Consider the following 13,148-nt stretch of genomic DNA (forward strand, 5'->3'; position numbering starts at 1 on the left):
GAACAAGGCGACGCGGCGCGAGAGTTCTTCACTCACACCACCACCGTCTATCTCAGGGGCGGCCGAGCGTGATCTGAATTCGATTCCGCCAGCAGCAGTTCACGAGCTTTGAGTGCGATCCACAACTCGGACCGGGTGTGGGCGGAATCGAGATCTCTCCCGATCAACTCGGCAGCCTTGTCCATGCGGTTACGCAGCGTGTGCCGGTGAACACCCAATTGCGCTGCAGCGGATTCCCATTGACCATTGTGGTGCAGGAACGCTTCGATCGAGTCCACCAGACGGGAACCGTTCTCGGCGTCGTAGCCTTCCAGCACACCGAGACCGCTGGCCGCGATCGACTGCAGAACATCGCTCGACTGCACACTCAACAAGAGACTGAAAGTCCCGAGTTCCGAGAACGGAACGAGTGTGTGTCCTTCGACCTGCCCCACTTTGGCAGCAGAGACGGCCTCGCGCAGACTGGCCGCAACACCGCTAATCGGCCGGACGCCACCGATTCCACCGTTGATACTCCGGCGTGAATTCTCCCGTACTCTCGCATACACACTGCGTGTGACCTTCTCCGCAACTTCACTTTTCACGACGAACCACACACCGGTTCCGTCAGTCAGCGGGGCCAACAGGTACGGCACCGACTCTTCTTCCAGGGCCGCTGAAGTGATGTCGGTGGCCGCAAGCAAAGGTCCGACATCGGTCAAGGCAGTTGCCACCACCGTGGTTTCGGATTCGAATCCGAAGTACCGCAACAGACTTTCGTCGACGTCACCGCCGGCCTGGCGCACCATCGTCGTAACGGCCAACCTCAGCCGCTGTTCGGCATCGACAACCCGCAACGGCTTGGCAAGCTCGATGGTCAACAGCGACACCGTGTGGCCCACCAACAATCGCTCGGACTGATCCAAGGCGGCCTCGGACGCCACGGCCAGCGTGCCGCTCACAGCAAGGCGGTGAATGGCCAGGTGACCGTCGTCGTCCACCACGATCCGGCTGCGCTCCTTACCTGATCGCTCCCTGATGCGTTCGGGCAGAGACGAACTCGCACCTTCCGTCAGAGCCAGCACCGCGCCGTCCCGATCGAGAACACAGACGGCTGCGTGAACGGCTCGACCCAGGGCAGTGATCAGAGCCGGCACCCCGTCGAGCAGGGCACGCGCCAACTTCTCCTGCGCGTCGACCACCGCCTGCACCGTTCGTATCTGGTCGGCGGTCAGTTCGTCGATCACGGCCCGCGAAATGGCGATGAACGGCGTCTCCTTGGCGACGGAAAGCACGGCAAAACCCAGTTCGTCGCCGGCCCTGATGATCGCGTCCGGCACCCTCTCGTGCACGGTGCCGGTGTCGAACGCCAGTGCCACCGCACCGGTCTGCGCGATGCGCTCGACGTACTCGTATTGCTTTGTCGCCGAACGCGGTAGATGCAGCCCCGTCGTCATGACAAGCTCTCCACCGGCGAGCCAACGGGTCGGATCCTGCAATTCGATTGCGTGCGCCCAGCTGATCGACAGATCCACGTCGTCGTGACCGGCAACGATCGTGAGGCCGAGCGAGGTGGTGGCCGCCAGGCGCCGGACAGTCATCGGCATTACCGGAACCTCCGAAGACATTGAACAGAAAGGCAGTGGATAAATGGGCAGTGGACAGAACTGACAGTTTCCAGTTCAGATTTGTACATCAAGTCCATGTTCTGGATCACACGATGAGCTTAGCGTCTCTCCGAAAGAACTGATCGCGTTATGCAATAGGAGCTGAGCCCAGATGCCCGACAGCAGCACCGAAACAGCCGAAGCCGCCAGCGTTCATTCGACACTCAAAACAGGCTTGAAGAAGCGCCACCTGACCATGCTTTCCATGGGCGGCGTCATCGGCGCCGGTTTCTTCGTCGGTCTGAGCGGAATCATCAACCAGGCCGGCCCCGGCGCAGTCATCACGTGCGCGATCTGCGGGATCATCGTGTTCCTGGTGATGCGCATGCTCGGCGAAATGGCCGTGGCCAAGCCGTGTACGGGATCGTTCACCGAATACGCCCGCATGGCGTTGGGCGACTGGGCGGGTTTCACCACTGGCTGGCTCTACTGGTATTTCTGGGTGATCGTCGTCGGCATCGAATCCGTCGTCGGAGCAACCTTGCTCTCCCGGTGGATCCATGGTGTCCCGCTCTGGCTCATGTCAGCGGTACTCCTGTTGGTGATGACCGGGGTCAATCTTCTCTCCGTCAGCAACTTCGGCGAGGCTGAATACTGGTTTGCGGGTATCAAGGTCGCCGTCATCATCGGCTTCATCGTGCTCGGCAGTCTGTTCGTCTTCGGCATCTGGCCCGGCAGTGAAGTCGATTTCAGCAATCTGACCGGCCACGGAGGATTTCTGCCGAACGGCTTCACCCCCGTACTGGTGGGCGTTGTCGCCGTGATCTTCTCCATGACCGGAGCCGAGCTTGTCACGATCGCCGCAGCGGAATCCGCCGAACCTGCCGGAGCGATCAGGCGGGCCACGAACACGGTCGTCTTCCGCATTCTCGCCTTCTTCGTTGTCGCCACCTTCCTCCTCGTGACGATGCTGCCGTGGGATTCGTTCGTCGTCGGCGATTCTCCGTTCATCTCCGCACTCGACCTGCTCGGAATTCCCGGCGCCGCCGACATTCTCAATCTCGTGGTTCTGGTCGCGGTGCTGTCCTGCCTCAATTCCGGCCTGTACACGGCGTCGCGGATGCTCTTCGCACTCTCCGTCTACAACGACGCGCCGGCCTGGATGACACGGACCAACAGCCGCGGCGTGCCGGTGAAGGGCGTACTCGCCTGCACCGTGGCCGGGTACTTCTGTATCGCGGCCGGCTACATCTGGCCGGATACGATTTTCTTGTTCCTCGTGAATTCGTCGGGCGCGATCTGCTTGTTCGTTTACATCCTGATCTGTGTATCCGAACTACGCCTCCGACGCCGATGGGAACGCGAAAGCCCCGAGATTCTGAAATTCCGTGTCTGGTTGTATCCCGGCCTGCCGATAGTGGTCACTGGTCTGATTCTCGTGATCCTGGTGGGAATGGGGCTCAACGAACCCACGCGCGCGGAATTCGTCCAAAGCCTGGTCGCGCTGGGGGTCATCCTCGCCGCTTACGGCGTGAGAAAGTCTCGTACGCGAAAAGTCGTATCGTTCGCGACCGGCTCGAACAACGCACACAGCAGTTCGAAGAAGGCTTGAAACAAGCATCGAGTAAGCACTCGACTCGATAATTGAACCTCTTCCCCGAAAAGAGCCGATCCGATGGAAGCGGTCGAACATAGATTTTCTCTTTACCTAAATTCAAGGCAAAATGGACAGCATGCCGAGCCCTGTCATCGCCTCCGAGGGGCACAGTTCTTGGCGAACACTTCACGAATGGTTCAACGAACCACACGACTACGAGTGGATAAAGCACCAGAGGTCCGGCCGGGCAATCATTCCGATCTTCCGAACCTTGCTCGGAATGATGACGATCATCTTCGGACTGTCCGCTTTCTACAAATTGATCGGTCCGGATACGCCGCCGACCACCCCCGGCAAAGCTCTTTCGATTTTCATGATCTGTACGTGTGTGGGAATCGCCGCATGCTGGTTCACACAACCGTTTCCCGGACGCCGGGGGTTGCTTGCATTCGGAATATTCGCAGATCTCGGGATCGCGGCTGCCGTCCTCCTGGTGCCGGATCGCTCGTCCGGGACGTTCGGTTGCATCGTCTTCGCGGTCACCGGAACCTTTGCGACGCTTTTTGTCAGCGCAAAGTGGCTTGTCGCTCATGTCGTTTGGTCGACGACCGTCACGACTACCGTTTTCGTTCTTGCATATCTGGAAGGCGACGTCGATATCACGACGCTTCTGGCCCGCGGCACCGTTCTTTTCGGAGCTGTCACACTCGTTCCCATTTTTGCGCACCTGACTTGGCGCACTCTCTACCGCGATGCCCAGTATTCGGACCGGGATCCCCTCACTGGACTGTTCAACCGTCGGGGACTGGAAGGGGCAGTCGGCGATCTCTTCGAGAGCGCCCGAGACGATTCTTCATCTCTCGCCTTCATCGTCGTCGATATCGACAAATTCAAAACGGTGAATGATCTTCACGGTCATGCCGAAGGCGATCATGTCATCAGGAGAACCGCGAACCGATTGAGCACACATCTCGGCGAACGCGGAGTCATCGCTCGAACCGGCGGGGAAGAATACCTGGCCGTCATCGCCGGCAATCCCGAATCGACAACCCTGTTGATCGAAGGGATAAACGCGGCGCTGTCGGATTGTTCCGACGCGATCCCCACAACGGTGAGCGTCGGAGCGGTGATGATGACCGCCGAATCGAAGGCGTGGAGCGGCGGTGCTTCCGCAATCCTGGCGGCGACAAATGTCGCGGATTCGATGATGTATCAAGCGAAAGCGGCAGGCGGTAATACGATCCGCTCGGCTCAGATCTGATTCACAGCCACGTAAGTGGGTGGACGCTGCGCCCAGTTTCCGTGTCCGTCGCGGCAAGATACACATCGACGCGCTCAGCGGTCAGAGCCTTGCTGATGTGGTAACCCTGGACCAGGTCACACCCGACCCACTGGACGCGGCGGAACTGCTCGATGGTCTCCACGCCCTCGGCCAACGATTTCATACCGAGGGCCGCGGCCAATTCGACAATGGACTTCACCACGGACATCTTCGGATCGTCCGAGTCGGTGACCAGCATTCGATCGATCTTGAGAACGTCGATTGGAAGTCTCTGGAGCGTGGCGAAGGACGAATAGCCGGTGCCGAAATCGTCGAGTGCGACGGTAACCCCGAGCTCACGCAGCTTGTAGAGATCCCGGATCGCGCGATCGTCCACAACACCTGTCTCGGTGATTTCGAGCTGCAGCAGTTGCGGAGGCAAGCCCGAATCCGTCAGCGCTTTCTTCACCATCGCACCGAACTCTCGCGACACCAACTGCACTGGTGAAACATTGACCGAGACGCCAATTCCGGTCGGCCACCCCGCAGCAGCGGCGGTCGCCATCGCCATTGCCTGCGCGCCGAGGGGAATGATCATTCCGGTTTCCTCCGCCACCGAGATGAACTGGCTGGGCCCGATGAGGCCGCGGCTGGGATGGTTCCACCGAAGAAGAGCCTCGAAGGCCACCACTTCACCGGTCTGAGTGTCGACCTGAGGCTGGTAATGGAGTTCGAACTGCCCTTCCTCGATCCCTCTGTCCAGCTCGTGCAACGCCGTCGCCCGCGCCGATGCCCTCGCCCGCAGCAGCGGTGAGAACTTGCCCACTCGATTGCGTCCCGTCGACTTCGCCTCGTACAGAGCCAGATCCGCCAGCATCACCAATCCGTCGGCGTCCGTCGAATCCTCGGGCGCGCTCGAGTAACCGATCGTGGCCCGCACTTCGATCCGATTGCCTTCGACAAAGAATGGTTCGTGCAGCACTTCCAGGTACCGATCGAAGATCACACCGGGATCGTCGCGCGAAGAGGTGCAGACGATCAGCCCGAATTCGTCACCGCCCATCCGCGAGCACATGTCCGAACCGATCACGTCGCGAAGGCGTTTCGTGACTTCGAGAAGTAATTGGTCCCCGATCGGATGGCCAAGGGTGTCGTTCACCGATTTGAAGTTGTCGAGGTCGAGAATCCCGACGAGAACCTGCTTCTCCGGCACGCGGGAATCGATCGCTTCCTCGAGCGCCACTCCGAACGCACGACGGTTCGGTAACCCGGTCAACGAGTCGGTGGCCGCAAGGCGAAGGATCTCCTGCTCGTGGACATACCTCTCCGTGATGTCGGAACCGACACCGCGCCAACCCAGAATCACGCCGGATTCGAGGACCCGTGGATTGCCGGAAAGAGACCACCAGCGTCGCCTACCGTCGACATGCACCGGCACGACAGTGTCCCGGAAGGGAGCACTCGATTCGAGTTTGTCGATCATCTGGGCCGCGGCCGCACGCCCCTCCGGACTCGATGCGATCTGGAGTCTGGTGAGGAGTTGTCCGAAGGTGAGTTTCTGCAACTCGTCCACCGTCATACCTGCGACCTCGGCGAGACGTGCCGAGGTGTGGGAGAACCGGCCGTTGGTGTCGCACTCCCACAGCCAGTCGCGGGAACCGCCCTCGAAACCGTCGAGCAACAACGCCACAGTCTGACGCTCTGATTCCGCCTGAAACTCTGCGAGACAACGTCTCTGGAAAGAGGCCGACAGATAGACCGCCCCTACGGTGAGCGCAAACATGTAGATGCACAACTGAATCGCAAGTATGCGAAAGTGGGGTTCGGCGTGGACGACGAGAACAGTGAAGACGCCGAGGCCGTGAATGTAGATCCAGGTCAGGCTCACCGATCTCAGACTCGAGAACGTCACGGTCCCGGCGCCCATGATCCCGGCCATCGTCGCGATCAGAACCAAGTCGCGGAAGACGTCCATGTCGTGAAAGAGCAGAGCGAAAAGTGTGACGTCGAGGGTCGCGACCACGATCACTTCGACGAGCAGACCCACGTAGTCGTAGCGCGGGGTGTGCTTCGACGGCCGCCAGCGAAGGGGAATCCATACTCGGATCGAATTCGCGAGGACGAGAAAGATGAGGGCGCCACCCAACCACCTGAGCGTCTGACGTCCGGGCGGGACGGTGTAGGTCAGAATCACGACCAAACTCGCCATGTACGCAAGATTGGCGAACGGCGCGACGGCTGCAGCTTCGTCTATCTGACGGCGAAACAGGCTGTTGCAGTCGGCCTCCGAAGCAGGATCTTGCCTGCCCAATCGACTCGGACGGCTCATCAGCGAGGCATCCCGACATCTGCGCAGGCGCCATCAGCGGGCGTCGAATCCGCTCGCCTGGCCATCCGAACCTCCCCCAGCTCCCCACCGAACCCTTATCCGGTGAAACGTCAGTGTTTCAGACTCGCTGCTTGTTTCCTTCACAACGGTAGCCATCTGACGAATCGATTGTGCGCAGATCACTATATCCAGAGGTCGTTCCGTCGATCGTCCAGGTCGATCCGCGATTGCTGATTCTTAGCTCGAACCACGTTTGTCGCCGACCGCGACGCGGGGGATTCGAGCGGTCGGGAACAACGCGGCGATTGCGAGCAGCGCTGCCACGGCAAAAGCGACACGCAACGCGTCCAGCCTGGCTTCTTCGTTCACGTCCACGATCGCATCCGCCGTGGACTCGGCGACGCCGGCGTCATCGAGAGCGGATCGGAGTTGCGTCGTCGACAGGAACGGCACGCCCGAGGCCATGTCGGTGCTCGCTTGCTGCTGCACCGATGTCGGAACCGCCGGATTGTCTTCGATTCCGGCGATCGCCGACGTCGTGAGAGTGGCAATGAGAACCGATCCGATCAGGGCAGTTCCCAAGGAAGCGCCGAGGTTGGTGGCGGTGTTCTGCAACCCGCCGACCTCGGTGCTGCGCTCGTCCGGGACCGAGGACACCGTGACGGCTCCGAGCTGCGAAGACAGGCACCCCAAGCCGAAACCCATGAACAGCATGGGAATCATCACGATCGCCGCATTGGCGCCGGGGTCCATGCCTGCAACGAGCATCAGAATGCCGACGACCATGACCAACAATCCGACTCGGACCACGCGTCGCGGGTTCGCGGTAGGCCGTAGCTTCGGAATACCGATCGCCGCCACGACGAGCGCCGCCGACAACGGCAGGATGCGAATTCCGGTCTCGAGAGCGCTGAGTTCCAGAACTACGGACAAGAACAAAGGAACCGCGAAGAACACGCCCGCCTGCACCAGAAACTGCGCGAAGAACATCGACAGCCCGCCACTGAGCTCGCGGTTTCGCAGCATCGCCGGATCAAGCAACGGCTCCTTCCCCGCAGCGGCCAGGCGTCCCTCCCAGCGCAGGAATCCGTACACGACCAGGAGCCCGGCGATCAGCAGCCACACCACCGGGGAAAGCCCGACCAACTGCGGTCCGTCGGGTTTGGCCTGCACCCAACCCCACTCGCTCGAGCGCAGTACACCGAAGACGATCATGCCCAGTCCCACCACGGACAAGATCGATCCGACGTAGTCGAGGCGCGACTTCGACGGTGGGACGTCGACCACCTTGCTCAGCACCAGCAAGATCAGGACAACGATCACGACTTCGCCGACGAACACGTAACGCCATGACGCAAATGTCGTCGCGGCGCCGCCGATCAGCGGCCCGACCGCCACGGCCATCGCGCCGGCGGCAGCGACCAGACCGTAGGCAGCCGGGCGCTTCTGCGCCGGAAAGTTGGTGGCGACGAGCGCGACGATCGCGGGCATGATGAGTGCCGCACCGACGCCTTCGAGGAACGACCATCCGATCAGCAGGACCGCAAGATTGGGAGCGAGCGCCGTTGTCAGAGAACCTGCGCCGTAGATGATCAAGCCGAGCGCGAAGGCCCGGCGACGACCCATCATCGACCCCAGCTTGCTGCCCGTGATCATCAGAGTCGCCATGACCAGGGTGTACAGCGTGATCGCGGTTTGAATGCCGGTGATGCTCGTGCCGACGTCCTCGGCGACGGTTGCCATCGAAACATTCATGACCGAACTGTCCAAGGTCATCAGGAATTGGCTGGATGCCAACACCGTGAGAACCAATCCTGAACCCGCCTGCGTCGTCGAACCAGCAACCTGTCCGTCACCCATCGTGCGGGTGTACCCGGTGTTCAGGTTCTCGAAGCAGACCGGTCAGTGCTGTTCGAGGCTGAGCTGATCCGCCCAAGCCGACACGTCCCCGCGTTCCAGAGCCACCGCCAGCAGTTCCGGAAACTTGTCCGGCGTGCACGCAAACGCGGGAATCCCGAGGGCACTCAGCGACGCTGCATTGTCGTGATCGAACGACGGTGCCCCGTCGTCCGAGAGTGCCAGTAGAACCACGACTTGAACGCCGGAGTTCTTCATGGCGGCCATCCGGCGCAACATCTCGTTGCGAATACCGCCCTCGTAGAGGTCCGAGATCAGAACGAACATCGACTCGGCAGGACGCGAGATCAGTGACTGGCTGTACGCGATTGCGCGGTTGATGTCCGTGCCCCCACCAAGTTGGGTCCCGAAAAGGACGTCGACTGGGTCGGACAGTTTGTCCGTCAGGTCGACGACGGCAGTGTCGAAAACCACGAGCGAAGTCTTCAGCGCCTGCATCGACGCCAACACCGCGCCGAACACGGATGCGTAGACGACGCTGGACGCCATCGAACCCGATTGGTCGATCGCCAGGACTACGTCGCGCTGCACGGATTTCGACTTGCGGCCGTATCCGACGAGCCGCTCGGGGACGACGGTTCGATACTCCGGAAGGTAGTGCGACAGATTTGCTCGGATGGTTCGGTCCCAGTCGATGTCACGCAACTTCGGATTCGACGTTCTGGCCGAACGATTGAGAGCCCCGGTCACCGCGGCCTTCGTTTTCTGCGCGATTCGCTCTTCGACTTCCCGAACCACCTTGCCGACGACCATTCGAGCAGTTGCCTTGCTGGCCTCCGGCATGACCTGGTTGAGGCTCAGCAGCGTCCCGACCAGATGCACATCGGGCTCGACGGCATCGAGCAGTTCCGGTTCGAGCAGCAACTGCGCCAAACCCAGTCGGTCGATCGCGTCCTTCTGCATCACCTGCACCACCGTGCTGGGAAAGTACGTCCGGATATCGCCGAGCCATCTGGCGACGGACGGAGCCGACGCCCCCAATCCGGCTGAGCGGCGTCGCCCCTTGGTCGGGCCGGACGAATCGTAGAGTGCGGCAAGAGCTGCATCCATTCGACGCTCGCCCGGTTGGCCCAGCCCACCCGTCGATTCTTCGGCGGATTCCCCGAGCATCAGTCTCCAGCGTCGAAGGCGCTGATCGTCGTCGCTCATGCGCCCACCCCCAAGATGTCCGCAACGACCGCCATTGCCGCTCTGCCGCGTCGAGCATCGGTCTCCACTGTCGTTTCGACGCGTCGTCCACCTCTGACCGCCTGACCGATCGCTCGACGCTCCCCCGCCTCGAACGCTCCGAACGTACGTCGAAGCAGTGGAAGCGTGTCGATGAAGTCCTGCTCACGAAGTTGGCGAACCCACGTGTCGATCAGCGTGAGCAACGCTCGATCGTGAACGAGCACAAGCCCTCCTCCACCGAGAAACCCGTCGACCCACCCGGCTTTGGCGGTCGGCGTGCTTCCCACGGACAGGGCCCGAGACAAGCGCTGGGCTGCAGCGGTTTCCGTGATCGAACCGCTGTCGCGCAGTAGCCGCACCATCCGGCCGACGAGTAATCCGTTGACGTCGTCACGGTCGATCACGCCGGCCATGGCCTGCAGCCACCGTGCGCTCGCATCGCGATCGTCACGAACCATGACTGCCGAGTGAACCTTGTCGAGGTGTTCGCGAAACTCCTCGGCACTGGGATCGTCCAGGCCCGTGACGGCGACTGCGAGGCCGGTGCAAATGCGGATCAACAGGCTGTCGGCGACGTCGACCAATGCCGACACGTCGGTTCCGCGCACATCGCCGTACCGCAGCGTTCGCGTCAGCGTGGGCAGCGCCGCCATCAGGTGCGACACGTCATGATCTAGTGCCGCAACCGTTTTCACACTTTCCAGCACAGCGGACAACGCTGCCGGCAGGTTCGCCAGGAGCGAGTTCTCCAGTAGTCCGATCAGTGACGCGAGAGAGATGTCCGGCTCGTTGATCTTCGAGACGACACGTGATGTTGCCGCTGCAGCCACCGTCGTGCCCCACAGCGACGCCTCGATCACCGAGACCGAGAATTCGGGCTTCCATTGCAGCGCCCAAGTCTCCCGGAACGTTCCGGTGGAACGGACCTCACTGTCGGCCGGGGTCCCCCAATCGATCTCGAGGATCCCCAGTCGGTGCAGGAACTGGGAACGCTCGACGTCGATGTCGCGTCGCAGGTCCAGATCGAGATTCTTGGCTCCCGCTTGTTGTTTGAGCCGCAAAGTCTTTGAACGTGCTCGCAGGTCTGCTTCGAGCGGAACCGTCGGAGTTTCTTCGGGCACCGCGCCCAGCGCTTCGCCCACAACCAATCTTCGCGTGATCAGATCCAGAAGAACGTCGTTCCCGTCGCACATCACCGACCTCGTTGCCTCGGTGACCTCCGACAATCCCGCCAAGGGTCGAGAACGCAGTGCCGCCAACGTATCTGCCAACCGGACAGCTTCGATGACGTGAGCACTCGAGATCGGAAGGTCCTCGTCCCTGAGCACCCGCGCAACTTTGGTGAGCCACCGCGTGATCGTCTTGTCGTTCGCGGTGAACAGGTGGTGATACCAGCCCGGCGAGGTGATTCCGGCGCCGTAACCCGATGCCGATGCCAGACGTGAGTGAGTCCAGGGAACCCACGTCAGCGAGGTCTTGACCTTGGACATTCCTTTGAGGATGCGAGCATCGGGTGCCGCCGGCCCCAAGGCTCCGACCAACGCCGGCGCGTGCCAGGCTCCGCAGACGACCGCTACCCGCTCAGCGCCATCTTTCAACGTCTTTCGCAGCACCTGACGCATATACGCTTCGCGATGCGCTGTCTCCTCGTCGATCGGCACTGTCTCACGCAGCGCCTCCATCGCCTCGGCGATCGCATCGAAAGAATCTGCGCCCGAGCTCGATTCGATCACCGAATCCCACCAGCGTTCGGTGTCGTCGAAACCCGCGGCCGCGGCCAGTTCCGACAGAGGATCGCCCTCGCGGACAGTACGAATCCCCTGATCCGCCAACACGTTGAAGGCGGGCAGATCGCAGAACCGTGCCTGCACACCGTTCTTCGCAGCCCACTGCAGCGCTTGCCATTCGGGTGAGAACACCGCAAACGGCCAGAAGGCCGCCTTCGACGGCTCGCCAGTGGCGTACGCGAGCAACGCAATCGGTGGCTCCATCGAATCCGACGCCGCCAGCATCACCAACGGGTCTGCGTCCGAAGGCCCTTCGATCAGGACGACGTCAGGCGAGAACTCTTCCAGACCCTGCCGAACCGAACGAGCAGATCCCGGGCCGTGGTGACGGATACCGAAGACCCGGACACGCAGGTCCGGAATCACGATGGTCACCCGGTGACCTCGCGGCACGCCCGGTAGAAGTCGGACCACTCGCCGCGTTCACGCACTACTGCCTCGAGGTACTCGTTCCACACCACCTTGTCTGCGACCGGATCCTTGATCACCGAACCCAGGATTCCGGCAGCGACGTCGGATGCCCGCAGTACGCCGTCCCCGAAATGCGCAGACAACGCCAAACCGTTGGTGACCACCGAGATCGCCTCCGCCGTCGACAGAGTTCCGGACGGGGACTTCAACTTGGTGCGGCCGTCGGTGGTCGTGCCTGATCGCAGTTCCCGGAACACGGTGACGACCCGGCGAATTTCCTCGGCTGCTGCGGGGGTTGTCGGCAATTCCAGTGCTGCGCCCAGCTGTTCGACTCGACGTGCCACGATGGCCACCTCGTCTTCCTCGCTGGCCGGCAAAGGGAGGACTACGGTATTGAACCGTCGACGCAGTGCGGACGACAGGTCGTTGACACCGCGATCGCGATCGTTGGCGGTAGCGATCAGGTTGAAGCCCTTGGCTGCCTGCACCTCGATGCCCAGCTCCGGCACCGGCAACGTCTTCTCGGAGAGAATGGTGATGAGGGCGTCCTGCACGTCGGCCGGAATACGCGTCAACTCTTCGACGCGGGCGATCTTCCCGGTTTCCATCGCCGTCATCACGGGAGAAGGCACCAGTGCACCGGCGGTCGGCCCCTCGGAGAGAAGACGTGCGTAGTTCCAGCCGTAGCGGATAGCTTCCTCGGGCGTACCCGACGTGCCTTGAACCAGGAGCGTCGACGCACCCGAGATTGCGGCCGAAAGGTGTTCGGAGACCCAGGTCTTGGCCGTACCGGGAACCCCCAACAGCAGTAGCGCCCGGTCGGTGGCAAGAGTTGCGACGGCCACTTCCATCAACCTCCGTGGACCGACGTACTTCGGCGAAATGACGGTTCCGTCGTCGAGAGTGCCACCCAACAGATACGTCACGACGGCCCAGGGCGACAAGTTCCACGACGGTGGACGCGGACGAGCATCCTGCGCGGCCAGTGCTTCGAGTTCGAGCGCGTACTCCTGCTCTGCGTGGGGCCGCATCAGCTTTGCCGGTTGCGCGAGCTTTTCCGGTTCCGTGGTGGGCACGGTTACGCTGTCAG

General features: G+C 61.7%; 8 protein-coding genes. 2 read left to right on the forward strand and 6 right to left on the reverse strand.

The window, feature by feature from the left end; genetic code table 11:
- Positions 1 to 47 precede the first annotated feature (47 nt).
- Positions 48 to 1,586, reverse strand: a complete 1,539-nt coding sequence (locus ACYP01_RS15080; protein WP_459680848.1) for a PucR family transcriptional regulator — start codon at positions 1,584 to 1,586, stop codon at positions 48 to 50.
- 172 nt (positions 1,587 to 1,758) lie between these two features.
- Here ACYP01_RS15080 and ACYP01_RS15085 point away from each other — a divergent pair, with 172 nt between their 5' ends.
- A complete protein-coding gene (locus ACYP01_RS15085) occupies positions 1,759 to 3,198 on the forward strand; it encodes an amino acid permease (RefSeq protein WP_054187531.1) in 1,440 nt (479 codons plus the stop codon).
- Between the two features lie 121 nt (positions 3,199 to 3,319).
- Positions 3,320 to 4,444, forward strand: coding sequence for a GGDEF domain-containing protein (locus ACYP01_RS15090; RefSeq protein WP_064113656.1), 1,125 nt, complete (start codon positions 3,320 to 3,322; stop codon positions 4,442 to 4,444).
- Between the two features lies 1 nt (position 4,445).
- On the opposite strand, the gene ACYP01_RS15095 is transcribed toward ACYP01_RS15090, so the two are convergent.
- The 5 genes from ACYP01_RS15095 to ACYP01_RS15115 all read right to left on the reverse strand — a co-directional run bounded on the left by ACYP01_RS15095 (position 4,446) and on the right by ACYP01_RS15115 (position 13,089).
- On the reverse strand, positions 4,446 to 6,773 hold the full coding sequence (locus tag ACYP01_RS15095; protein ID WP_459680851.1) for a putative bifunctional diguanylate cyclase/phosphodiesterase: 2,328 nt from the start codon (positions 6,771 to 6,773) through the stop codon (positions 4,446 to 4,448).
- Between the two features lie 237 nt (positions 6,774 to 7,010).
- Positions 7,011 to 8,633 (reverse strand): MFS transporter, encoded by a 1,623-nt coding sequence (locus tag ACYP01_RS15100; protein ID WP_030536082.1) that lies wholly within the window; start codon positions 8,631 to 8,633, stop codon positions 7,011 to 7,013.
- Between the two features lie 42 nt (positions 8,634 to 8,675).
- Positions 8,676 to 9,839: a VWA domain-containing protein gene (locus ACYP01_RS15105; protein ID WP_047269390.1), complete on the reverse strand. Its 1,164-nt coding sequence runs from the start codon at positions 9,837 to 9,839 to the stop codon at positions 8,676 to 8,678.
- Positions 9,836 to 12,022, reverse strand: coding sequence for a DUF5682 family protein (locus ACYP01_RS15110; RefSeq protein ID WP_459680855.1), 2,187 nt, complete (start codon positions 12,020 to 12,022; stop codon positions 9,836 to 9,838). The genes ACYP01_RS15105 and ACYP01_RS15110 overlap by 4 nt, the downstream gene beginning before the upstream one ends.
- Positions 12,019 to 13,089, reverse strand: coding sequence for an ATP-binding protein (locus tag ACYP01_RS15115; RefSeq protein ID WP_050656937.1), 1,071 nt, complete (start codon positions 13,087 to 13,089; stop codon positions 12,019 to 12,021). The genes ACYP01_RS15110 and ACYP01_RS15115 overlap by 4 nt, the downstream gene beginning before the upstream one ends.
- Positions 13,090 to 13,148: the final 59 nt, after the last annotated feature.

It is taken from the genome of Rhodococcus sp. no. 34, from assembly GCF_054589475.1.

Coding starts and splice junctions, on each gene's coding strand:
- ACYP01_RS15085 (WP_054187531.1), top strand. CDS start 1,759: ATGCCCGACAGCAGCACCGAAACAGCCGAAGCCGCCAGCGTTCATTCG.
- ACYP01_RS15090 (WP_064113656.1), top strand. CDS start 3,320: ATGCCGAGCCCTGTCATCGCCTCCGAGGGGCACAGTTCTTGGCGAACA.
- ACYP01_RS15095 (WP_459680851.1), bottom strand. CDS start 6,773: ATGAGCCGTCCGAGTCGATTGGGCAGGCAAGATCCTGCTTCGGAGGCC.
- ACYP01_RS15100 (WP_030536082.1), bottom strand. CDS start 8,633: ATGGGTGACGGACAGGTTGCTGGTTCGACGACGCAGGCGGGTTCAGGA.
- ACYP01_RS15115 (WP_050656937.1), bottom strand. CDS start 13,089: ATGCGGCCCCACGCAGAGCAGGAGTACGCGCTCGAACTCGAAGCACTG.
- ACYP01_RS15105 (WP_047269390.1), bottom strand. CDS start 9,839: ATGAGCGACGACGATCAGCGCCTTCGACGCTGGAGACTGATGCTCGGG.
- ACYP01_RS15080 (WP_459680848.1), bottom strand. CDS start 1,586: ATGCCGATGACTGTCCGGCGCCTGGCGGCCACCACCTCGCTCGGCCTC.